At 59.8% G+C, this 22,936-nt stretch carries 22 protein-coding genes and 1 pseudogene; 15 read left to right on the top strand and 8 right to left on the bottom strand.

Going from position 1 to position 22,936, the window contains the following annotated elements; genetic code table 11:
* Positions 1–4: 4 nt before the first annotated feature.
* Positions 5–3,106 carry a multidrug efflux RND transporter permease subunit gene (locus IF189_RS23250; RefSeq protein WP_192552339.1) on the bottom strand — a complete coding sequence of 1,034 codons (3,102 nt, stop codon included), beginning with the start codon at positions 3,104–3,106 and terminating at the stop codon, positions 5–7.
* A complete protein-coding gene (locus tag IF189_RS23245) occupies positions 3,103–4,263 on the bottom strand; it encodes an efflux RND transporter periplasmic adaptor subunit (RefSeq protein ID WP_192552338.1) in 1,161 nt (386 codons plus the stop codon). Before IF189_RS23245 ends, IF189_RS23250 begins: the two co-directional genes overlap by 4 nt.
* 951 nt (positions 4,264–5,214) lie before the next feature.
* Between IF189_RS23245 and IF189_RS23240 the strand changes: the two genes are divergently transcribed.
* The 4 genes and pseudogenes from IF189_RS23240 to IF189_RS23230 all read left to right on the top strand — a co-directional run bounded on the left by IF189_RS23240 (position 5,215) and on the right by IF189_RS23230 (position 7,676).
* Positions 5,215–5,574 carry a DUF6124 family protein gene (locus IF189_RS23240; protein WP_134828040.1) on the top strand — a complete coding sequence of 120 codons (360 nt, stop codon included), beginning with the start codon at positions 5,215–5,217 and terminating at the stop codon, positions 5,572–5,574.
* Between the two features lie 134 nt (positions 5,575–5,708).
* Positions 5,709–5,936, top strand: coding sequence for a hypothetical protein (locus tag IF189_RS23235; RefSeq protein ID WP_114885412.1), 228 nt, complete (start codon positions 5,709–5,711; stop codon positions 5,934–5,936).
* A 150-nt stretch (positions 5,937–6,086) separates the two neighbouring features.
* Positions 6,087–6,368, top strand: a pseudogene (locus tag IF189_RS29220) (PAS domain-containing protein); the annotation flags it as partial.
* A gap of 243 nt (positions 6,369–6,611) precedes the next feature.
* On the top strand, positions 6,612–7,676 hold the full coding sequence (locus tag IF189_RS23230; protein ID WP_413038536.1) for a methyl-accepting chemotaxis protein: 1,065 nt from the start codon (positions 6,612–6,614) through the stop codon (positions 7,674–7,676).
* Here the strand turns inward: IF189_RS23230 and IF189_RS23225 are convergent.
* The 5 genes from IF189_RS23225 to norR form a co-directional block, all read right to left on the bottom strand.
* On the bottom strand, positions 7,673–8,422 hold the full coding sequence (locus IF189_RS23225) for a YkgJ family cysteine cluster protein (RefSeq protein WP_192552337.1): 750 nt from the start codon (positions 8,420–8,422) through the stop codon (positions 7,673–7,675). The two genes, IF189_RS23230 and IF189_RS23225, sit on opposite strands and share 4 nt — an antisense overlap.
* 87 nt (positions 8,423–8,509) lie before the next feature.
* Positions 8,510–8,827 carry a hypothetical protein gene (locus tag IF189_RS23220; RefSeq protein WP_192552336.1) on the bottom strand — a complete coding sequence of 106 codons (318 nt, stop codon included), beginning with the start codon at positions 8,825–8,827 and terminating at the stop codon, positions 8,510–8,512.
* A gap of 170 nt (positions 8,828–8,997) precedes the next feature.
* The gene (locus tag IF189_RS23215; protein WP_192553602.1) at positions 8,998–9,456 is read right to left on the bottom strand and encodes a GNAT family N-acetyltransferase; all 459 of its coding nucleotides are present in this window, start codon (positions 9,454–9,456) and stop codon (positions 8,998–9,000) included.
* Between the two features lie 27 nt (positions 9,457–9,483).
* Positions 9,484–10,386 carry a chemotaxis protein CheV gene (locus tag IF189_RS23210; RefSeq protein WP_085709366.1) on the bottom strand — a complete coding sequence of 301 codons (903 nt, stop codon included), beginning with the start codon at positions 10,384–10,386 and terminating at the stop codon, positions 9,484–9,486.
* A 322-nt stretch (positions 10,387–10,708) separates the two neighbouring features.
* Positions 10,709–12,265: a nitric oxide reductase transcriptional regulator NorR gene (norR, locus tag IF189_RS23205; RefSeq protein WP_192552335.1), complete on the bottom strand. Its 1,557-nt coding sequence runs from the start codon at positions 12,263–12,265 to the stop codon at positions 10,709–10,711.
* Between the two features lie 163 nt (positions 12,266–12,428).
* Here norR and hmpA point away from each other — a divergent pair, with 163 nt between their 5' ends.
* From hmpA to IF189_RS23150, 11 genes are all read left to right on the top strand, one after another.
* A complete protein-coding gene (gene hmpA / locus IF189_RS23200) occupies positions 12,429–13,610 on the top strand; it encodes an NO-inducible flavohemoprotein (protein WP_192552334.1) in 1,182 nt (393 codons plus the stop codon).
* A gap of 238 nt (positions 13,611–13,848) precedes the next feature.
* Complete coding sequence (locus IF189_RS23195; protein WP_192552333.1) at positions 13,849–14,409, top strand: ester cyclase; 561 nt, start codon at positions 13,849–13,851, stop codon at positions 14,407–14,409.
* 25 nt (positions 14,410–14,434) lie between these two features.
* The gene (locus tag IF189_RS23190) at positions 14,435–14,944 is read left to right on the top strand and encodes a disulfide bond formation protein B (protein WP_085709370.1); all 510 of its coding nucleotides are present in this window, start codon (positions 14,435–14,437) and stop codon (positions 14,942–14,944) included.
* An 823-nt stretch (positions 14,945–15,767) separates the two neighbouring features.
* A complete protein-coding gene (gene cyoA, locus IF189_RS23185; RefSeq protein ID WP_065261342.1) occupies positions 15,768–16,709 on the top strand; it encodes a ubiquinol oxidase subunit II in 942 nt (313 codons plus the stop codon).
* 3 nt (positions 16,710–16,712) lie between these two features.
* Positions 16,713–18,743, top strand: coding sequence for a cytochrome o ubiquinol oxidase subunit I (cyoB, locus tag IF189_RS23180; protein WP_085701769.1), 2,031 nt, complete (start codon positions 16,713–16,715; stop codon positions 18,741–18,743).
* A 3-nt stretch (positions 18,744–18,746) separates the two neighbouring features.
* Entirely contained in the window at positions 18,747–19,373 is a 627-nt protein-coding gene (locus IF189_RS23175; RefSeq protein WP_007956720.1) for a cytochrome o ubiquinol oxidase subunit III, read from the top strand.
* Complete coding sequence (gene cyoD / locus IF189_RS23170) at positions 19,373–19,708, top strand: cytochrome o ubiquinol oxidase subunit IV (protein WP_085709371.1); 336 nt, start codon at positions 19,373–19,375, stop codon at positions 19,706–19,708. The genes IF189_RS23175 and cyoD overlap by 1 nt, the downstream gene beginning before the upstream one ends.
* A 10-nt stretch (positions 19,709–19,718) precedes the next feature.
* Positions 19,719–20,606, top strand: coding sequence for a heme o synthase (gene cyoE / locus IF189_RS23165; protein WP_039765651.1), 888 nt, complete (start codon positions 19,719–19,721; stop codon positions 20,604–20,606).
* Positions 20,607–20,732: 126 nt separating this feature from the next.
* Positions 20,733–21,077, top strand: a complete 345-nt coding sequence (locus IF189_RS23160; RefSeq protein ID WP_096822808.1) for a toxin — start codon at positions 20,733–20,735, stop codon at positions 21,075–21,077.
* Complete coding sequence (locus IF189_RS23155) at positions 21,074–21,388, top strand: helix-turn-helix domain-containing protein (protein ID WP_007956715.1); 315 nt, start codon at positions 21,074–21,076, stop codon at positions 21,386–21,388. The genes IF189_RS23160 and IF189_RS23155 overlap by 4 nt, the downstream gene beginning before the upstream one ends.
* Before the next feature lie 199 nt (positions 21,389–21,587).
* Positions 21,588–22,079: a RidA family protein gene (locus IF189_RS23150; RefSeq protein ID WP_192552332.1), complete on the top strand. Its 492-nt coding sequence runs from the start codon at positions 21,588–21,590 to the stop codon at positions 22,077–22,079.
* A 69-nt stretch (positions 22,080–22,148) separates the two neighbouring features.
* Here IF189_RS23150 and IF189_RS23145 read toward each other — a convergent pair whose 3' ends face one another.
* On the bottom strand, positions 22,149–22,853 hold the full coding sequence (locus IF189_RS23145; RefSeq protein ID WP_192552331.1) for a hypothetical protein: 705 nt from the start codon (positions 22,851–22,853) through the stop codon (positions 22,149–22,151).
* Positions 22,854–22,936: the final 83 nt, after the last annotated feature.

Raw genomic sequence — 22,936 nt, 5'->3', positions numbered from 1 at the left:
CGCCTCAGTCTGTCGTTGCCAGCGCCGCGACGGGCGCCGGTTTGGGCTTGTGGAACAGCCGCTCAAGCCACAAGTATATGACCGGCGTGGTGAACAGCGTCAGCATCTGGCTCACCAGCAAACCGCCCACGACCGCGATCCCCAGCGGCTGGCGCAGTTCGGCGCCGGTGCCGTAGCCGAGCATCAGTGGCAGGGCGCCGAGCAGGGCGGCGAGGGTGGTCATGATGATCGGTCGGAACCGCGTCAGGCATGCCTCGAAAATCGCATCCTGGGGTGCCAGTCCACGATGACGCTGGGCTTCGAGGGCGAAGTCGATCATCAGGATGCCGTTCTTCTTGACGATACCGATCAACAACACCAGTCCGATCAGCGCCATGATCGAAAAGTCCTGGCCGCAGATCCACAGCATGATCACCGCACCCAGACCCGCCGCCGGCAAGGTCGAGATGATCGTCAGTGGATGGACGAAGCTTTCATAAAGCACACCCAGAATGATGTACACCGCTACCAGCGCCGCGAGAATCAGCCATGGCTGACTGGCGAGGGAACTCTGGAACGCCTGGGCCGCGCCCTGGAAGTTGCCGCTGATGGCGGTCGGCATGCCGATCTCGGCCTTGGCCTGGTTGAGCAGGATCACCGCGTCGCCCAACGCCACGCCGGGCGCCAGGTTGAACGACAGATTGGCGGCCGGGAACATGCCGTCGTGAGCAATCGACAGCGGGCCGATGGTCGGTGCGTCGAATCGGGCCAGCGCCGACAGCGGCACCATTTCCCCGCTGAGCGGCGAGCGCAGGTAGAAATAATTGAGGCTTTCGGCCTTGCCGCGCTGCGCGGTGTCCAGCTCCAGAATCACGTTGTACTGGTTGACCTGGGTCTGGAACTCGTTGATCTGCCGCTGCCCAAAGGCGTCGTACAGCGCCTCGTCGACATCACTCGCCGTCAGGCCGAAACGCGCGGCGGCGCTGCGGTCGATGCTGATGTGGGTGATGCTGCCGCCCAGTTGCAGGTCGTTGGAAATGTCACGGAACGCCGGGATGCTGCGCAGTTTTTCCGTGAGCTTCTGGGTCCAGGTGGCGAGGGTCGGCCCGTCGTTGCTCTTGAGCACGTATTGATACTGCGCACGGCTCGGGCCGGAGCTGAGGTTGATGTCCTGGCCGGCGCGCAGGTAGAGGACGATGCCGGGGACCTTCATCAATTGCGGACGGATACGGTCGATGAACTGGCTGGCCGAAACATCGCGATCACCGCGTTTTTTCAGGGCGATCCAGAAACGGCCGTTGGCGATGGTCTGGTTGCTGCCGGACACGCCCACCGAATGGGAAAACGCCTGCACGGCCGGGTCGGCGGCGACGATCTCCGCCATCGCCAGGTGCTTTTTCACCATGTCGCTGTAGGAGATGTCCGCAGCGGCTTCCGTCGTGCCGAGGACGAAGCCGGTGTCCTGCACCGGGAAGAACCCTTTGGGGATAAAGATGTAGCCGCCGATGGCCAGCGCAACCGAGATCCCGAACACGCCGATCATCAGTTTTTGGTGGGCGAGGGCGCGACGCAGGCCTTTTTCGTACCAGCCGAGCAGGCGTTCGCTGAAGCCCGGTTTGTCATGGGCGTGATGCACCGGTTTGCGCATGAACAGTGCGGCGAGGGTTGGCGCCAGGGTCAGCGACACCACCACGGAAATCATGATGGTCGAAGTGGCCGTCAGGGCGAACTCCTTGAACAGGCGCCCGACCACACCGCCCATGAACAGCAACGGAATGAACGCCGCCACCAGCGAGAAACTGATCGAGACCACGGTGAAGCCGATCTCCCCGGCACCCTTGACCGCCGCTTCGCGCATGCTGTCGCCGGCCTCCAGATGGCGGTGAATGTTCTCCACCACCACGATCGCATCGTCGACCACGAAACCTACTGCCACCACGATGGCTACCAGCGTCAGGTTGTTCAGGCTGAAACCGAGCAGGTACATCAAGGCGAAACTGGCGGTCAGCGATACGCCGAGCACCGCCGACACAATCATCGTCGCCGACAACTGACGCAGGAACAGCGCCATCACCGCCACCACCAGCAGGATCGCGATCAGCAGGGTGACTTCCACTTCATGCAGGGAGGCGCGAATGGTCTGGGTACGGTCGATCAGCACCTTGACCTGCACCGAGGCCGGCAACATGGCTTCGAGGCCGGGCAGGGCGGCCTGGATGCGATCCACGGTCTCGACGATGTTGGCCCCCGGCTGGCGGGAGATCACCAGGTTCACCCCCGGTTGATCGCCGGCCCACGCTTGCACGTAGGCATCTTCCGAACCGTTGACGACTTTGGCGACATCCTTGAGATGAACCGGGGCGCCGTCCTTGTAGGAAACGATGAGCTGGCTGTATTCCTCGGGGTGGAACAGCTGGTCGTTGGTCGACAGCGTGGAAATGCTCGACTCGCCGTACAACGCACCTTTGGCGAGGTTGAGGCTGGTCTGCTGGATCGCCAGACGAATGTCCGCAAGCGTCAGGCCGATGGCCGCCAGTTTGTCCGCCGAGGCCTGTACGCGAATGGCCGGACGTTGCTGACCGGTGATGTTGATCTGGCCTACACCGTCGATCTGACTGATCTGACGGGCCAGCAGAGTTTCCACCAGGTCACTGAGTTCGGTGCCGGGCATCTGCGTGGAACTGACGCTGAGGATCAGCACCGGGCTGTCGGCCGGGTTGACCTTCTTCCACGTCGGCAGGGTCGGCATGTCTTTCGGCAGCTTGCCGGCGGCGGTGTTGATCGCGGCCTGCACTTCCTGGGCGGCGGTATCGATGCTCTTGTCGAGGGTGAATTGCAGGGTCAGCAGGCTGGAGCCCAGCGCACTGCTGGAGGTCATCTGGGTCATGCCGGGGATGGCGCTGAATTGCACCTCCAGCGGCGTGGCTACGGACGACGCCATGGTGTCCGGGCTGGCGCCGGGCAGTTGGGCGGAGACCTGAATGGTCGGAAATTCCGCTTCCGGCAACGGGGCAATCGGCAGGCGCGGGAAGGCAATCACCCCGACCAGCACCAGCGCGATGGTCAGCAGAATCGTCGCCACCGGGTGGTCGATGCACCAGGTCGAAACGCCTTTGTGTTGCTTCATGGCTTGGGCTCCGCTTGCACCACCTGCGGCGGTTCGCTCATGACCTGCACGGTCGAACCGGGCTTGAGCCGTGACTGGCCGTCACTGACCAAAACGTCGCCGGGGTTCACGCCTTTAATGATGTCCTGGCCGCTGCCCTGATAGACCATTTGTACTTGCACCGCTTCAACCTTGTCGCCGTTGACCCGATACACGAAGTGTTGATCCAGCCCGCGCTGTACGACGGTGGGTGGGACCACCAGCGCATCTTTATCCAGCGCCGTCTGAATCTTTACCGTCACCAGCAGGCCGGGCCAGAGTTTCTGGTTGGGGTTGTCGAATTCGGCCTTGGCGCGAATGGTGCCGGTGTTGGCGTTGATCTGGTTGTCGATCAGGGTCAGATGACCTTCGCCGAGCAGGTTGCCGGTTTCGCCATCGGTATCGGCGCCGATGTAGGCCTTGACCTGAGCGCGCTGCGGATCGCTGATCAGGCCTTGCAGGGTCGGCAGCATTTGCTGGGGCAGGGAGAACTCGACAGCGATCGGGTCGATCTGGGTCACGGTGAACAGACCCTGGGTGTCGGTCATGCGCAGGAAGTTGCCTTCGTCGACCGTACGAATGCCGACGCGACCAGTGACCGGGGAGCGAATCTGGGTGTAGGAAAGTTGTACCTGCGCCGCGTCAATCGAGGCCTGATTGCCTTGGGCGGAGGCCTTGAGCTGGTTGACCAGTGCCTGTTGCTGATCGTAGGTCTGCTTGGAGACGCCGTCGTCGACGCTGAGCAGTTTGTAGCGCTTGAGGTTGACCAGCGCCACTTGCAGTTGCGCCTGGCTTTCGCCCAGTTGTGCACGGGCCTGGTCGAGGCTGGCGCGGATCGAGCGGTCGTCGATGGTGGCGAGCAGGTCGCCCTGTTTCACCAATTGACCTTCTTTGACCAGCAGCTTGGTGAGGATGCCGTCGATCTGTGGACGTACCACCACGCTGTGCAGCGAGAGCACCGAGCCGATGCCGCTGGTGTAGCGGGGGACGTCTTTTTCGCTGACGGCGACGACCCTGACCGGGATTGCAGTCGGGGCGGCCAGTTTGGCGGGTGCGGGTTTTATCGCATACCACAGGCCGGCGGCTGCGAGGGCGATCAGCAGGGTGGCGAGCAGGGCCTTTTTCTTCTGGATTTGCATGCTTGTGGGGCGCCAGGGGGACGGGGTTTGGGCAGGTTGGTTCTTTATAAACTTGTTTGGGGGTCAGGAGGGTGACGGCTAACTGACGGCGCTGTCAGTTTCGGCTTTGACTTGGCGGCCTATGGGCCGACCAGGTTCTTGGGGTTATGGGTGAATATCCGTTTCTTCGGGTGTTGCGGCTGGCGGTTCCGCTCTTACAGCGGGTCACTTTTTCAAACGCCAAAAAGTAACCAAAAGGCTGGGCCCCGGCGTTCGGCACCTCGCTGAGGCTCGGCGTTCCTTCGTTCCGGGATTCATCCGGGGGCATCGCCTACGGTTTGCTTCGCTGCACCTCCTCTCGATGTGTTTGGCTTCGCCAAACGGTCGCTGCGCTCCCACCCCCGGATAAACCCCTCCACTCAGCCTTCCGATGGGGCCGGTACGTCAAAAGCGGTACTCGAGCTAACGCTCATCGTTTTGAGTGGTGGAAGCAAAGGCAAAGGCAAAGGCAAAGGCAAAGGCAGGTGCGAGATGTGTGTTTTTTAAAACCCGAGTTCACCACGGTATGTCACGTCGGCGCAGCCCTCCCAAACAACACGGTCAGTCCCCTCTCCCTCCGGGAGAGGGCTAGGGTGAGGGCAGCTCTTGAAGTTGTTTAAATTTCAACAACAACTCCGGACTCTTCCCACAACGTTTTCAGGTTGTCCGTCGGAAACGCGCTCTCTAGTCTTTGGCTGTCGCAGAAAACTCTGTGATCGGGTGTGAGAACCCTTAGGAACTGTTAATCCATCATCAGTACCACCATAATTGCCGCCGGCTTATCTGCTGCTTGCAATGTTTTATGGCGGCTGTGTGCGGGCGGACTTCGGTCCGGCCGGATCTGTTCCTACCGGTTTCTCACTCCGCACATAGCTGCCACCACTTCGTCGCGTGAGAAACGACGAGTGCTGGCTATTGAACAGGAACATTTCAATGACGAAGCCCGTACCCGACCCACCTCTCGAATCACCCACCCCTCTCGAAGAAGCCATGCGCGCCGAAGACCTCGCCCGTAACCGCGAAGCCATCAAACGCGCCCTCGACTACTACCTCTGCCCCAACCCTTCCAAGCCGCGCCCGAGCACGATGTTCATGGTCACTCCCAACGTTGATACCGAAAGCCTGTTGGTCAATGCCTGCGAATCCTTGGCCTCGGCCAGTACCATCGCCAGCAATTTCGCCAATGAACTCACAGGTTCGCAGCGCAGTACGGCGCTCGGGATCCAGCAGATCATCATGCTGGCGGAGCTGGCGGTGAACCGGGCGCTGGATCGGGTAGATCCGCAGACGTGATCCGCTAGTCGACGAGTCCCCAAAAGGCACCGGTCATGCACTTTCGGGGACTCTTTAAACTCCTCGCGCGCAGGTATACTGCGCGCCTTCGCGGCTCATTCACCGGGCCGGACTTTTTGCTTTCCGGAGCTTTCATGACTTCCCCAATCGACAACGCTGTGAGCGATGTCCCGGCAGAGCTGGCCGAGGCCGGCGAATCCAAGCCGACCATTCCTGCGTTCAAGTTTCCGTTCAAGCCAGGTGAACTGGCCGCCGCCAAAGCCGCCAAGCAGCCGCAGTTCAAGGGCAAGGACGGTGACCGTCACGCCAGGACCCCGGGTGTGGCCCCGTCGGGCACTCGTCGTTCGATGGGCAAGCGCTGATTCACTTCCCTCCTGCAGCCATCGTCTGTGATTTTCGGTCACAGTGATGGCTAATTGCTCAGTTCCTGAGCCAGATCAACGTTTAACCGATTAGTGCGCTTAGAGTCAGCAGCCCTGCCGACTCTTTCCAATAAAACGAGCGCGCTTTCCATGAAGATCAATCTCCCGGTGACCGGGCGCAATGTCGATGTTGCGCCGGATGCGAACATTCTCTCGACCACCGATCTGACCAGCGCGATCACCTACGCCAACGACGACTTCATCAAGATCAGCGGTTACAGCCGTGACGAGCTGCTGGGCACGCCGCATAACCTGTTACGTCATCCGGACATGCCGGCGCAGGCGTTTGCCCATATGTGGCAGACGCTCAAGCGAGGGCGCTCGTGGATGGGGCTGGTGAAGAATCGTTGCAAGAACGGTGATCACTACTGGGTCAGTGCCTATGTCACGCCGGTCACGCAGAACGGTGCGGCGGTGGAGTTTCAGTCGGTACGCACGCGGCCGGATGCCCGGCAGATCGCGGCAGCAGAACGGGCTTACGCGCAATTGCGTGGGAAGCAGGTGTCGCGTTGGCAGCGGCTGCCGGTGTTGGGCTTGCGGGCGCGGATTGTGGCGTTGACCAGTTCGGTGCTGGCGGTGGTGCTGGGGATTGAAGCCTGGCTGCGGCCGGAGTCCATGGGTATTGAGGCCGCTGCGCTGGTGGCCGGCAGTGGCGCGTGTGCGCTGGGCGTGAGCTGGTTGTTGCGACCGCTGGAGCGGCTGACCGAACGCGCGAAACAGATTGCCGACAACCCGTTGAGTCAGGGCATTTATACCGGGCGGCGGGATCAGTTCGGGCAGATCGAGTTCGCCTTGCAGATGCTCGAGGCTCAGGTCGGCGCGGTGGTCGGGCGGATCGGCGATGCGTCGCAACGGCTGGCCGGGCATGCGGCGCAATTGGTAGATCATTTGCACAGCAGTCATACCAGCACCTTGGCGCAGCAGGCGGAAACCGATCAGGTGGCGGCGGCGATTCATCAGATGGCGGCCAGTGTGGCCGAGGTCGCCAGTCATGCGCAGCAGGCGTCGGTGGCGGCGGATATGGCGGGGACGGAAACCCGTGAAGGTCATCTGCTGGTTGGCGAAAGTCGCAGCGCGGTGTTGCGACTAGCTGAGGAATTGGGCCGGGCGACCGAGGTGATTCATCAGCTCGAGGGTCACAGCAGCGAGATTTCCGGGGTGCTGGAGGTGATTCGCAGCATCGCCGAGCAGACCAATCTGCTGGCGCTTAACGCGGCGATCGAAGCGGCTCGGGCCGGGGATGCCGGGCGCGGGTTTGCGGTGGTGGCCGATGAGGTGCGGGGGCTGGCCCAGCGCACTCAGCAGTCGACCAACGAGATTCAGCGGATGATCAGCACCCTGCAGAACGGCGCCCGGGATGCGGTGCTGGTGATGCAGCAAAGCAGCGAGCATGTGGATAACAGTGTCGAACAGGCGCAGCGTGCGGCCCGTGCGCTGGATGGCATCAGTGGGCGAGTCGAGCAGATCACCGAGATGAGCCTGCAGATTGCCGCCGCAGTCGAGGAGCAGAGCGCGGTGAGCGAGGACATCAACCGCAATATCGTCAGCATTCGTACGGCGTGTGAGTTGACTGTGGATGAAGGGCGCCAGAGCCAGCTCAACTCACAGGATGTGGCGGGGCTGGCGGGGGATTTGCGTTCGCTGGCGCGGGAGTTCTGGGGGCGGCGGCAGGGATCCTAGGCCGCGCGCAGGGAAATGAACGCGTAGGTCTGCGGCGGTTCGGTGACCACTTGTGCGCCTGCCGCCCGCACCTGCCCGGCCACATCATCACCGGACAGATGAAACAGCCACTCGCTGGAGACTTCGCTCAATGGCTGCGCGGTGACCTGATCGATCACCGAAGCAAATACGCCCATATCCGGCAGATACGCGGTAAACCCGTCGCCCTTGAGCGCGGTGGTGCGGATGCCGAGCAAGCCGCAGATCGCATCCTTGGTCCGGATGTCGTCGCGATCGGCCTGACGGGAGCGCTGGATCAATGTCACCAGTTCCTGATCCACCAGTTCGCCACCGACGATCAGTTCCGGCCCCTGTTGCCATGATTCCGGCGGGCAGTCCTTGGCGGCAGGGTTCAGCGCAATGTGCGGATTGATTTCGGCGGGATAGATGCGGCACACCAGCGGCCGGCGCTCGTAGATGCGGCACAGCTTGTCTTCGTCAAGATTCCGGCAGGGACCGACGTTGTAGGCGGCGAAGGTGATCGCCACATGGGCGTCGGATGTTCCGCTGCGCACCACCGCCGAACGACGTTGCGCGTGCTCACGCTGTTGCGCCGGCAGGCCCAGGCCGTTGGCGAGAAACGCCTCCACCAGCACGATCACCTGACCGCCGTCGGCCGCCCACATGCGGGCTTCGGCCAGGGTCAGGGGCACATGGTGATCGGTGCAGCATTTGCCGCAACCTACGCAGGAAAAGGTCGTATTCATTGAGCGGGCGATCTTCAATCAGGGTGCGAATCGGCGACATAAAGTCGCCGTACAGGCCCTGAGTGAAGCAAGTTGTGCGCCATTCGCTCAGGGTTTGGCGGTCGGGCGGATCGAGTCCCATTCGGTGACGAACGCGGTTTTCGACTTTTTGTTGTACAGGCACAGCTCGGTGCCTTGCTGGCCCTTTATATGCTTCTGCGGGTACTGGCCTTGTAGCAACAGCGCGGTGTAGCCCACGCGGTCATCGAATTGCGCGGCGTTGCCGACCGGTTTGGCGTCTTTCAGACCGCTGGCCTTGGTGCAACTGGCGAGCACGGTTTTGTCGTACGCCGCCCAGGCGTCGGGGCTGGAGGCGTGGGCAAACGGGGCGATGAGACACAGTACGGAGAGGGCGAGGCGTTTCATGGTTCGGGCATCCTTGGGTTTAGGCCAAGGTTGGAGTATGCCTGAGCGGGAAAAGTTGTCTTGAGGCCGTCATCGCGGGCAAGCCCGCTCCCACAGGGATTGATGGCGTATACAGATTTTGCAAACACCCGGAAACCTGTGGGAGCTGGCTTGCCAGCGATGGCGGTCTGTCAGTCGGGCACCAATTCCCGGCGGACCACATACATTCCAGACTTTTCATACAGCTGTCGCGCTCGCAGGTTGTCTTCCAGCACCTTCAGATCGACAAAGCCTTCGCGCCGATCCTGAAACGCCTTGAATGCATGCAGCAGCAACGCCCGACCCAATCCACGTCCTTGGGCACGAGGATGCACCACCAGATTCTTGATATAGGAACTGGTCCAGCATTGCGCCACACCGATGACGCCGTCGGCATCGCTGGCGATGAAACACAGCGCCGGATCGTATTCGGCGTCCGTTTCATACTGCTGCTGCCAGACGTCCAGCGCGGGCACCCGACCACCGCCTTCGCGGTAACCGATCTGCATCAGTTCATGCACGGCGGCTGCTTGTTCAACGCTGTAGGTGGTGAGTTCGATGCCGTTCGGCCACTCGATGGCCGGCACGTCCTGGCTCAGGTCGCGCCGCATCAGAAAGCAGAAGGTCTCGCTCAAGGCTCAGTAACCTTGGGCAGCGACGTGTTTGGCCGCTTCGATCAGGCAGTGGGTCAGTTCCGGCGAGGAGAACTTGGTCAGCACGCCGTTGGCGCCGGCGAGCCGGGCCTTTTCGCTGTTCATCGCGCTGTCCAGCGAGGTGTGCAGCAGCACGTAAAGGTGGGCGAAGTCCGGGGTCTCGCGCAAGGTCCGGGTGAAGGCGTAGCCGTCCATCTCGGACATTTCGATGTCGGAGACGATCAGATTGATCTGTTGCGCGGTGCCTTGCAGGTCCAGCAGGCAGTCGATGGCTTCCTTGGCACTGCGGGCGGTGTGGCATTGCAGGCCGAGGTTGCGCAGGGTGTGCACCGATTGCTGCAACGCCACCTGACTGTCGTCGACCACCAGGATCCGCGCGTTGCCCAGCACTTCGGCGTCTTCCATGCTCAGTTCGGTCGGGGCCATGTCGATCTGCGCCGGGGCGATGCCGTGGATGACCTTTTCGATGTCCAGCACCTGCACCAGCGTGCCGTCCACCGAGGTCACGCCAGTGATGTAGGCGCGGGAGCCGCCGGAGCCGAACGGCGGCGGTTTGATGTCGGTGGTCAGGCAATGCACGATTTTGCTCACCGCCTGCACATGCAGGCCCTGTTTCGAACGGCTGACGTCGGTGACGATCAGGCAGCCGCCGTTCGGGTCTTCCAGCGGACGCTCGCCGATGGCGCGGCTCAGGTCGATCACCGACAGCGAAGCGCCGCGCAGGGTGGCGATGCCTTTGACGTGGGGGTGCGACTCCGGCAGCTTGGTCAGCGGCGGGCAGGGGATGATTTCACTGACTTTCAGCAGGTTGATCGCCATCAGCTTGCCGCTGCGCAAGGTAAACAGCAGAAGCGAAAGTGAATCTGCGCGGGCTTTGTTGGAAGACATAAAAACCTTCTGTGGAAAAAGGTGGTGGGCGAGGGTGGAAATCGCCAGAAACTATTGATGCCGGGTTATCGGCGTCAAAAGGTTGGGCTTTAGGTCAGTTGTCGGATGGCGTCGAGATCCAGAGCCCCTCATCGGAACGCCGCCCGCCCAGCCCTCTTCCGGAGGGAGAGGGGGCCGACCGAGGTGTCTTGCGTCTTACATCGACCTGACCCACTGAGTCGATTATGGATTCAGTAAAGATCGTTCACGTCGGCGGACTTCTGCAATATTCCCCAATCAGTCCCCTCTCCCTCTGGGAGAGGGCTAGGGTGAGGGTGTGCTTTTAGCCCTTCATCCCCAACCGCTTGGCCAGCCGTCCCAGGTTCGCCCGATCCAGCCCCAGTTCACGCGCAGCGCTGGCCCAGTTGCCCTGATTGCACTCGAGCGCGGCACTGATCAACTGCCGCTGGTAGTGCTCGGTGGCGGTGCGCAGATCCCCGGAAATCAAAGGCAGTGAAGCGACGGCACTGGCCGGCTCCGGCGAGTTATCCACAACCTCGCGCGGCAGGTCGAGATCCATCGCGCTCAAGCTGAGAATCTTCGGCCGCACCTTGCAGTTACCCAGCGCCTTCAGCGCGCTGCGTCCGATCAGGTGTTCCAGTTCCCGCACGTTGCCCGGCCAGGTGTAGGCCAGAAGCGCTTCCTGGGCATCGCTGTTCAGGCGCAGGCTGTTGAGGCCCATGCGCGAGCGGTTCTGTTCCAGGAAAAAACCGCTGAGCAGCAACACGTCGCGACCCCGTTCGCGCAGCGCCGGCACCCGCAACGGGTACACACTGAGGCGATGGTAGAAGTCGGCGCGGTAGCGGCCGCTGCGCACTTCTTCGGCCAGATCGCGGTTGGTTGCGGCGATCAGACGTACGTCGACCTGATGCTCCTTGTCCGACCCCAGGCGCTGCAACTGGCCGCTCTGCAAAACCCGCAACAACTTGGCCTGGACGGTCAGCGACAACTCGCCGACCTCATCGAGAAACAGCGTGCCGCCATTGGCCAGTTCGAACTTGCCGCGCCGGTCGCTGGTGGCGCCGGTGAAGGCGCCGCGCACGTGGCCGAACAGTTCGCTTTCCACCAGCGTGTCCGGCAGGGCTGCGCAGTTGAGGCTGATGATCGGTTTGTCGGCGCGCTGGGAGGCGGCATGGATCGCCTGGGCCACCAGTTCCTTGCCGACCCCGGTTTCCCCGGTGATCAGCACGGTCAGGTCGCTGCCGCCCACCAGATTGATTTCTTCCACCAGCCGTTTGTGGGCCTTGCTCTGGCCGATCATTTCACGGTTCTGCTGGCCGCTGGCCTGGCGATAGACCTCGGCGCGCTGATGTTCGTCCTCGGCGCGAATCGCCAGACGTTCGATGCGTTCGGCGGCGTTGACCATGGCCGAGGCGAGGCTGGCGAAGGCTTGCAGCGCGTCGAGTTCGATGGGTTCGAAACGCTCGGGATCGAGTGCGTCCAGAGTAATCAGGCCCCAGAGCTTTTCATCGACGAACAGCGGGCAGCCGAGGCAGTCGTGAACTTCGAGGTGATCGTCGAGGCCGTCGACCAGCCCGTCATAAGGATCGGGCAATTCACTGTCGGCGGCGAAGCGGGTCGGCCCCGCGCCTGCCAGCAGCACTTCGAAACGCGGGTGTTCGCTGACCTTGAAGCGTCGCCCGAGGGTGTCGGTACTCAATCCGTCCACCGCCAGCGGCACCAGCCATTCGCCGTCGAGACGCAGCAGTGCGGCGGCGTCGCAGGGAAGCAGGGCGCGCATGGCTTCGAGCAGGCGTCGGTAGCGCTCGCCTTCGGGCAATTCACGGGACAGGTCGGAGACCAGCGGGAGCAGGGCGGTGAGCAGTGATTTGGCGGACATAGGCTTGTAGTCAAAGAGACGCGTTGTAGTCGAAGCGACTATAGAGGTGCTTGTGTCGATCTGACTACATAAATTTCAAATCATTGATTTATATAGAAAAAATACTTGGCACGATTACTGGAATACGTAAGGCACTTTTAGAGAAAGCTCAGGAGTCACCCTTATGCTTAGCGTCCAGGATCGTGCCATCGTCAAATCCACTGTGCCTCTGCTGGAAAGCGGCGGTGAAGCGCTGATCACCCACTTCTACCGCATGATGCTCTCCGAGTACCCGGAAGTCCGCCCGCTGTTCAACCAGGCTCACCAGGCCAGCGGTGACCAGCCTCGCGCGCTGGCCAACGGTGTGTTGATGTACGCCCGTCACATCGATCAACTCGACCAGTTGGGCGATCTGGTGGCGAAGATCATCAACAAGCACGTGGCCCTGCAAATCCTGCCGGAACATTACCCGATCGTCGGCACCTGCCTGCTGCGCGCCATCTCCGAAGTGCTGGGCGATGAAATTGCCACGCCGGAAGTGATGAGTGCCTGGGGCGCGGCCTACGGTCAATTGGCCGAAATCCTGATCGGCGCCGAAACCGCCATCTATGACCAGAAAGAACAGGCCGTCGGCGGCTGGCGCGGGGCGCGGGAGTTCATCGTCGCGGCCAAGGTCGAGGAGAGCGCGGAAATCATTTCGTTCTACTTCGAACCGGCGGACAAGGGCCCGATTCTCGCAGCCGAGCCAGGTCAGTACATCGGCATGAAGCTGATCCTCGACGGCGAAGAAATCCGCCGCAATTACTCGCTCTCGGCCCTGGTCAACAAAGGTCAGTACCGCATCAGCGTCAAGCGCGAACCGGGCGGCCGCGCCTCCAATTACCTGCACGATCAACTGCACGTCGGTGCGAGCATCCAGCTGTTTCCGCCATCGGGCGAGTTCACCCTGACTGCCAGCGACAAACCGCTGGTGTTGATCAGTGGCGGCGTTGGCATCACGCCAACCCTGGCGATGCTGGAAGCGGCGCTGGAAACCGAGCGTCCGGTGCATTTCATTCACTGCGCGCGCAATGGCAGCGTGCATGCGTTCCGTGACTGGATCGACGGTCTGGCCGAGCGTCATCCGCAACTCAAGCGCTTCTATTGCTACGCCGAAGATGATGGCGTGAGTCCGGCGGCGGACAAGGTTGGGCTGTTGAGCCAGGAACAACTGGGCGAGTGGCTGCCGGCGCAGCGTGATGTGGACGCCTACTTCCTCGGGCCGAAAGGCTTCATGGGGGCGATCAAGCGTCATCTGAAGGCGCTGGGTGTGCCGGAGAAGCAGAGCCGGTATGAGTTCTTCGGGCCGGCGGCGGCTCTGGAATAAGCCTTAAGACCGAGTCGTCTGTATCGCGGGCAAGCCCGCTCCCACAGGGGTTGGTGTCGTTCACAGATTGTGTATACGACGCCAATCCCTGTGGGAGCTGGCTTGCCAGCGATTGGCCGTTACACGGCCCCGATTCTTAAATTCTGTTTAAAGGTTAATCGTTTCTTAACCGGTTTATCGTTTATTCCCCGATGCTGATGATAGGCGCTCGTTCGTTTACATGATCAGGATCGCCCCCATGTCGCACATCGCCTCTTCCCGTCGTTTCAGCCTGGCCGCGTTGGGCCTGTCGGTTGCCTTGTTGTCCAGTCCGTTTGCCTTTGCCGAGTCCGCGTTGATCCAGCCGCAGACCCTGATCGTCGATCAGAGCCTGCCCAAGACCCAGCGTGATGCAATGGAACTGGCGGCGCGGCGTTACGGCAGTTTCTGGAACACGGGCGAAGAGGCGTTGGCCACGGCGGCCCTGTCGCCGCAGTTTGTCGACAAGACCCCGCCGGAAGGCCGGGTGCAAGGGCCGACCGGGCCGCTGCTGGCGTCGAAGTTCTTTCGCACGGCGGTGCCGGACCTGAGCTGCGAGATCGAACAAATGATCGTCGCCGGTGATCGCGTGGTGGTGCATCTGCACTTTCGCGGGCATTTCACCGGTACGTTCAAGGCTCTCAAAGGGCAGGGCCAGCGTGTAGACTTCCGGGCAACCGATATCTATCAGATCGACAACGGTCGCATCGCGGCCAATTGGCATATCGAAGACAACATCAGCCTGATGGCGCAACTGCAAGCGCAGCCGCCGGCCAGCTGAACCATGGACATGAAAGGGAAACGCGATGAGCGAGGAAACGATTCGATTGGGACGTGAACGGCGCTATCTGGTGTTGCTGGGCGTCATCTGCCTGGCGCTGATCGGTGGCGCGCTGTACATGCAGATCGTGCTGGGCGAGGCGCCATGCCCGCTGTGCATCCTGCAGCGTTACGCACTGCTGCTGATCGCGCTGTTCGCGTTCATCGGCGCGGCCATGCGCACCCGCCGCAGCATCACCGTGTTCGAGGTGCTGGTGGTGATCTGCGCGATTGCCGGAGCCGGCGTCGCCGGGCATCACGTGTACACCCAGTTCTACCCGGCGGTGAGTTGCGGCATCGATGTGCTGCAGCCGATTGTCGATGACCTGCCGCTGGCGAAGATCTTCCCGCTGGGCTTCCAGGTCGACGGTTTCTGCTCGACGCCGTACCCGCCGATCCTCGGTCTGTCGCTGGCGCAATGGGCACTGGTGGCCTTCGTGCTGGTGGTGATCCTGGTGCCGCTGTTGACCTCGCGCAACCGAAAAGCATTGCGCTGAATCAACTTTTCGGCCCGTGCGCCGATAACACAAACGCCTCGATTTGCAGTGACGCAAATCGGGGCGTTTTGCATTTCAGGGTCTTTGTGAAAACGTCGTGACGAACGGCAAGGGACGGTGCGACAGGTGTGCGACATGTTGTCACACACGCCGTGTCGCAGTGTCTTTCGCAGGCCCGGATTGGAGTGTTGTTACAAAAAAGGATTGGTCTGTTTCAGGGTTTTTCGGCTTTGGGACGCTGGTGCCGGAACAGGCAGTTTTAACAACCTGTGGCAATTGGCCAAAGCCCTTGGGTTATCGGGGTTTAAGCGCTTCACGATGTCGGAAAAAGTCTTCGGAACTGTCTGATCCGAGCCAGGTACACCTACATTTTTTGGTGTTTTTGTTGAGAATCGATTTCGATAACATGCGGAACTTTTGCAAAAACGGTGATGGATTGTTGCTCTGAGCGATAAAAATTATTTCGGGATAAGACATGGTGTATAGGGCGCTACCTATCTACAATCGCCCGCACTGAATTCCCGGCACTGTTCAACCTTTATAAGGAACTGAGCAGGAAGTCGGGTGTCGAGGGGCCGAAAGGCTTGCGAGACACCCAGGTGTCGGTGCCTTCCAACTTTCCGCACCAAATGGAATTGGTCTGTAACAAGGCCTTTGACCACGAATTCGAATAAGAACTGACCGCTGTCCCAGGATTTGTCGAGCGTCTGACGCGCGACGGGCGGCCCTTATTCAATCCAAAGAAAATGCCAACCCTTGGCAGGGTGAAGTGTTGGCGATCAAAACCCAACTGCATTGCGCAAGCTGCTTTAGAGGTCGTGAGATGAGTAAAAACAGGTACCCCAGATTACTAGGCCTAGTGCCGCTGCTCGGCACGTTGTTGCTGGGAGGCTGCAACATGACCTTGCTCAATCCAACGGGCCAGGTCGGCCTGGAACAGCGCAACCTGATCATCACCGCTACGCTGCTGATGCTGTTGGTTGTTGTGCCGGTCATCGTCATGACCTTCCTGTTCGCCTGGAAGTACCGCGCCTCCAACAAGAACGCCGTCTACACCCCGAAATGGTCACACTCGACCAAGATCGAAGTGGCAGTCTGGACCATTCCGGTCCTGATCATCATTGCCCTGGGTTACATCACCTACAAGTCGACCCACTCGCTGGATCCGTATCGTCCGATCGAATCCGACGTCAAGCCTGTGACCATCGAAGTGGTCGCGCTGGACTGGAAGTGGCTGTTCATCTACCCGGAACAAGGCATCGCCACGGTCAACAAGATCGTGTTCCCGGCGCACACTCCAGTCAACTTCCGGATCACTTCGGACGCGGTGATGAACTCGTTCTTCATCCCGGGCCTGGGCGGCCAGATCTACGCGATGGCGGGCATGACCACCAAGCTGCACCTGATCGCTGACCGCAACGCTGAAATGGACGGTATCTCCGCCAACTACAGCGGCGCTGGTTTCACCGGTATGAAATTCAAAGCGATCGCAACTTCTCAGGAAGATTTCGACGCCTGGGTAAGTGAAGTCAAAAAGGCACCTAAACAGCTTGAACAAGCTGAATACGCAGCCCTTGCCAAGCCAAGCCAGAACAATCCAGTCGAGCTCTACTCCTCGGTCACGCCGAACCTGTTCCAGACCATCGTCGACAAGTACGAAGGCATGAAACCGGGCAAGCCGCTGAAGCACGAGAAGAAAGAGAAAGAAGTGGCGGCAACGGATATGGACTCGAATTCGCATTCAGCTGCCGGGGCAGAGGAGTAAACGATGTTTGGTAAATTAAGTTGGGAAGCGATCCCTTTCCACGAGCCGATCGTGATGGTCACCATCTCGATGATCGCGCTCGGTGGTCTGGCGTTGTTCGCTGCAATCACCTACTTCAAGAAGTGGACTTACTTGTGGACCGAGTGGCTGACGTCGGTCGACCACAAGAAAATCGGCGTGATGTACATCATCGTTGCCATGGTCATGCTGCTGCGTGGCTTTGCCGACGCCATCATGATGCGTACCCAGCTGGCCATGGCCACCGAGGGTTCGCCTGGCTACCTGCCACCTGAACACTATGACCAGATCTTCACCGCTCACGGTGTGATCATGATCATCTTCATGGCGATGCCATTCTTCACCGGCCTGATGAACCTTGCAGTGCCGCTGCAGATCGGTGCCCGTGACGTTGCGTTCCCGTTCCTGAACTCCCTGAGCTTCTGGCTGCTGGTGTCCGGCGTCGTGCTGATCAACCTGTCCCTGGGCGTCGGCGAATTCGCCAAGACCGGCTGGGTTGCCTATCCACCGCTGTCGGGTCTGCAATACAGCCCTGGCGTGGGGATGGACTACTACATCTGGGCGCTACAGCTATCGGGTCTGGGTACAACGCTAACGGGGGTCAACTTCCTCGCGACCGTGCTGAAAATGCGTACCCCTGGCATGAAACTGATGGACATGCCGATCTTCACCTGGACCTGCACCTGGGCAAACGTTCTGATCGTGGCTTCGTTCCCGATCCTGACCGCTACCCTGGCACTGCTGACCCTTGACCGTTACATGGATTTCCACATTTTCACCAATGAACTTGGTGGCAATCCAATGATGTACGTCAACCTGTTCTGGGCATGGGGCCACCCTGAGGTTTACATCCTGATCCTGCCGGCCTTCGGCATCTTCTCGGAAGTGATCTCGGCCTTCACCGGCAAGAAACTGTTCGGCCACCACTCGATGATCTACGCTTCGGGCGCGATCTCGGTACTGGGCTTCATGGTTTGGCTGCACCACTTCTTCACCATGGGTTCGGGTGCCAGCGTCAACGCCTTCTTCGGTCTGGCGACGATGCTGATTTCCATCCCGACGGGTGTGAAACTGTTCAACTGGCTGTTCACCATCTACCAGGGCCGTCTGCGCTTCACCAGCCAGGTTCTGTGGACCCTGGGCTTCATGGTGACCTTCGCCATCGGCGGCATGACCGGCGTACTGCTGGCCATCCCGGGTGCTGACTTCGTTCTGCACAACAGCCTGTTCGTGATCGCGCACTTCCACAACGTGATCATCGGCGGCGCGGTATTCGGCTACATCGCAGGTTTCGGCTTCTACTTCCCGAAAGCGTTCGGCTTCAAGCTGCACGAAGGCTGGGGTAAAGCAGCGTTCTGGTTCTGGATCTCGGGCTTCTTCGTTGCGTTCATGCCGCTCTATGCACTGGGCTTCATGGGCATGACCCGTCGTCTGAACGCCACCACCAACCCTGAGTGGGTACCGTACCTGTACGTTGCCATGTTCGGTGCGATCCTGATCGCCGTTGGTATCGCTTGCCAGCTGATCCAGCTGTACGTCTCGGTACGTGACCGCAACAAGCCGGAAAACATGTGCGAACACGGTGACCCGTGGAATGCCCATACCCTGGAATGGTCGACCTCGTCGCCACCTCCGTTCTACAACTTCGCTGTGCTGCCTAAGGCTGACTGCATCGACCCGTTCACCGAAGCCAAGGAAAACGGTACTGCGTACCAGACTCCGGCCAAGTACGAGCCGATCCACATGCCGAACAACACCGCCACTGGCGTGGTGATGGGCGCACTGCTGACCGTATTCGGTTTCGCGATGATCTGGCACATCTGGTGGTTGGCGATCGCCAGCCTGGCCGGCACTGTCATCTACTTCGTGATCCACGCTGCACGTGACGACCAGGGCTACATGGTTCCGGTTGAAACGATCGAGCGCATCGAAGCCGAGCAGCACAAGCGTCTGGTAGCGGCCGGGAAGATCCCTGCTTCCGCGACCCGTGTTGAAACCAAGTTGGAACAGGCTTAAACAATGTCGAACTTAGTGACCAATGCTGGACACGCCCATGGCCACGACCATGGGCACGATGACCATCACCACGACTCGGGCGAGATGACCGTATACGGTTTCTGGCTCTACCTGATGACCGACTGCATTCTGTTTGCGTCGATCTTCGCGGTATACGCGGTACTGGTAAACAACGTCGCCGGTGGCCCGTCGGGCCACGACATCTTCGAACTGCCATACGTGCTGGGCGAAACCGCTCTGCTGTTGTTCAGTTCGATCACCTACGGCTTCGCCATGCTGGCGTTGTACAAAGGTAAAAAGCAGCAGGTTCTGGGCTGGTTGTTCATGACCTTCCTGCTCGGCGCAGGCTTCATCGCCATGGAGATCAACGAGTTCCACCTGCTGATCTCCGAGGGCTTCGGTCCTAGCCGTTCGGGCTTCCTGTCGGCGTTCTTCACCCTGGTCGGTACCCACGGTCTGCACGTATCCGCGGGTCTGATCTGGATGGGCATCATGATGTACCAGGTCAACAAGCACGGCCTGACGGCGACCAACAAGACCCGTCTGAGCTGCCTGAGCCTGTTCTGGCACTTCCTGGACGTGGTGTGGATCTGCGTATTCACCGTTGTTTACCTGATGGGGACCCTGTAATGGCTAATGCACACTCCCATGACAGCCATGATGCTGGCCACGGCAGCGTAAAGTCGTACGCCATCGGCTTCATCCTGTCGGTGATCCTGACCGTCATCCCGTTCGGCCTGGTGATGTTCCCGACCCTGCCGAAGTCCACCACGCTGGCAATCGTCCTGCTGTTCGCGGTAATCCAGGTGATCGTTCACCTGTATTACTTCCTGCACCTGGACCGTTCCGTTGCCCAACGTAACAACGTGATTGCGTTCGTCTTTACGGCCATCGTGATCGTGCTGCTGGTCGGTCTGTCGCTGTGGATCATGTTCAGCATCCACACCTACATGATGGCGAAGTGAGGTAGACCCGATGTCGCTCAAGCACTTTATCCAAATCACCAAACCGGGGATCATTTTCGGTAACGTGCTTTCTGTGGCAGGCGGGTTCTTCCTGGCCTCGAAAGGGCATGTAGATCTGGCGGTGTTCCTGGCCGCCATGATCGGCACTTCCCTGGTCGTGGCCTCCGGTTGCGTGTTCAACAACTGCATCGACCGCGACATCGACCTGAAGATGGAACGCACCAAGAACCGGGTGCTGGTCCAGGGCCTTATCTCCCTGAAACTGGCCCTGGTCTATGCGACCGTCCTGGGTGTCGCCGGCGTTGCGTTGCTGTACAAGGTGGCCAACCCGTTGGCTGCCCTGTTCGCCGTGATCGGCTTCATCATCTACGTCGGCTTCTACAGCCTGTACCTCAAGCGCAAGTCGGTTCACGGCACGCTGGTGGGCAGTCTGTCGGGCGCCATGCCGCCGGTGATCGGTTACGTGGCCGTGACCAACAGCTTCGACATGGCCGCGCTGACCCTACTGGTGATGTTCAGCCTGTGGCAGATGCCGCATTCCTACGCCATCGCGATCTTCCGCTTCAACGATTACCTGGCCGCATCGATTCCGGTGCTGCCAGTGAAGCGCGGAATCCAGGTGGCCAAGAAGCACATCCTGTTCTACATCCTGGCGTTCCTCGTGGCGACCCTGATGCTGACCTTCAGCGGCTACGCCGGCATGAGCTACCTCGCCGTCGCCGCGGCCATGGGCATGTACTGGCTGTACATGGCCTGGACCGGCTACAAAGCGGTGGATGACACGGTCTGGGCACGCAAGCTGTTCGTGTTCTCGATCTTCACCATCACCGCGTTGAGCGTCATGATGTCCCTGGACTTCAAGGTGCCGACTGAGCTGTTGCTGACGTACGCGCCGTAAGGTTCGAACGTTGTACGAGAAGCCCCGTTCATCGAGAGATGAGCGGGGTTTTTTGTTGAGGATTGTTTATCCGGAGAGAAAGGTGTTTGTTGTTCATCTATAGGCAATTTGCTTATAGTTTTTTGTATGAGAACAATATTCTTTGAAACCACTCTGTTCACCGCAAACCTGGGTCATTACCTCACGGACGACGAATATCGTGAGCTACAGACCTACATGCAGAGCAATCCGCATGCGGGCGATGTCATGCCTCGAACCGGTGGCTTCCGAAAACTGCGTTGGGCGGATGCTCGTCGTGGTAAAGGCAGGCGAGGCGGCTTGCGAGTTATCTATTATTGGCTTATGAATGATGGCCAGTTTTGGATGTTTGCGATTTATGACAAAGATGAGCTTGAGAATTTGACCGCCGATCAAGAGAGGGCGCTCAAGGGAGCCATAGAGAAAGAGTTGAAAACACGAGGTACCCCATGAAAAAACGCGACCTGTTTGCAGAATTGATGCAGGGCGTTGATGAGATGGCGGCTCAACGCGAAGGAAAAATCACGCTACGTAATACGACGCTTGAGGACAAACCAGCCCCCGAAGTCGGTGCTCAGGAAATCGTAGCGTTACGGGAAAAACTGCACATGTCACAGGCCGTTTTTGCCAGAAGAATCAGGACAAGTCCAAGCACCCTTAGAAACTGGGAGCAGGAGAAATCAAAGCCCAACGCTCAGGCTGCCTTGCTGATCCGTTTGGTGGAAAAATTCCCTGATATGGTCGAGCGATTGAGCGCTGTTTAAAGTCGTTTCCAAGTCTGCGTAAAGCCCTGCACGTTTAATGTCGTGCGGGGCTTTTTTGTCCAAGCAAACACAGGTTGCGGTGTGTCGGCAAAAAACCTAGATTTGGATCCAACCCTGTCAGTTATGGCGCCATGCACTGCTCGGCGCTCGACTGTCGTAACCTGCAATTCTTCACGCATCGATCAAGAGGCTGGGCGAAATGACTGAGAGGATGACCTGCGACGAACGCTTCATTGCCCTGGCAAAAGAGCTGAATTACGACATCAATGGCGAGAACACGGTGGGCGGCAATTACGCGCCGCTGGTGCGTCATCGCGATGAGCTGTACATCAGTGGCATGGTGCCGCGCACCGAGGGCAAGATTCAGTATCCCGGCCGGGTCGGGCTGGAACTGACGCTCAAGGACGCGCAAGCCGCCGCGAGCATCAGCGCCATGCGTTGCCTGGCGTTCATCGTCGATGCGGTCGGTTCGCTGGACAAGGTCAGGGCGTTGTTGCGGGTCACGGTCTATGTGAAGTCGACACCGGACTTTGTCGACCTGAGTGAAGTGGCCAACGGCGCATCCGACGTTTTCAGTTATGTGCTGGGGGATGCCGGCCGCCATACGCGTACAACCGTCGGCGTCTATCAGTTGCCGAAAAACGCGGCCATCGAAGTCGACATGATCGCGGCGGTACATCCGTCGGCGTAATCGCTGAAAGCCGCGCAACAAAAAGCCCCGCCTGAGATTCAGAGCGGGGCTTTTTCGTCAGCGCTGCGCTTACTGGGCAGCGATGCTGTAACCATCGAACGCGGTCTGCTGTTGCAGGGCGGTGATGATGTTCTTGCGGTTGATCGCGTGTTCGGTGCCAGTGTTGTCAACGAAGGTCTCGCCTTCGATTTCTGCTTCTTCGCCTTCACCGACGAAGGTGAAACCGAGGAATTCCAGCGCCTCACGATCCACGCTCAGGCGCGAACGCGGCGTGCGCATTGGCAGGGTCACGCTGATGCCGTCCTTGCTGATGCTGAATACTTCGACGTCTTTCTTGGCGCGCGCGGCTTTGCTCTTGCCACCGCTCGGGTTGCTGATCGCCTGATGGGTCTGGTTCAGCACCTTGAGGGCCAGGCCGTAGACGATTTCCTGGAATGCCGGATCGTCCTTGAAGCTGGACAGGATGCGGCTGATCGGGAACTTGCTGCTCAGGTCTTCGAGGGCTGCGATGTCGGCCGCCTCGGCGTCTTTCAGGCGCTTGAGTTGGCCCATCAGCTCGTAGGCCAGATCGTCATCGAAGCGATCATGGGCCTGACGGATCGCGGCACGCAGCTCGCGGATCTGCTCACTCTCGCGGGTCGACTGGAACGCGTCGAGCACCATCTCGCTGATGATCTTCGCTTGTGGAATGTGTTGTGAAAGATTGATGGAGTTTTCGTATTCCGCTTTGGACGACAGGGTGACTACGGATTCAGCGGTGTTGAAATCGGACATTGAAATTTCACTACTTTTTTAACTTGGGATAAGACGAGAAAGCATGGGGGGCTTTTTCAGGCCGACTAATTTAGGGGAGCGGG

Origin of the sequence: Pseudomonas sp. IzPS59 (assembly GCF_014863505.1) — a bacterium.
In the GTDB taxonomy this organism is placed as follows: Bacteria; Pseudomonadota; Gammaproteobacteria; order Pseudomonadales; family Pseudomonadaceae; genus Aquipseudomonas; species Aquipseudomonas kribbensis.
The sequence above is the reverse complement of the archived record's forward strand: the minus strand, read 5'-3'. Positions and strand labels throughout refer to the sequence as shown.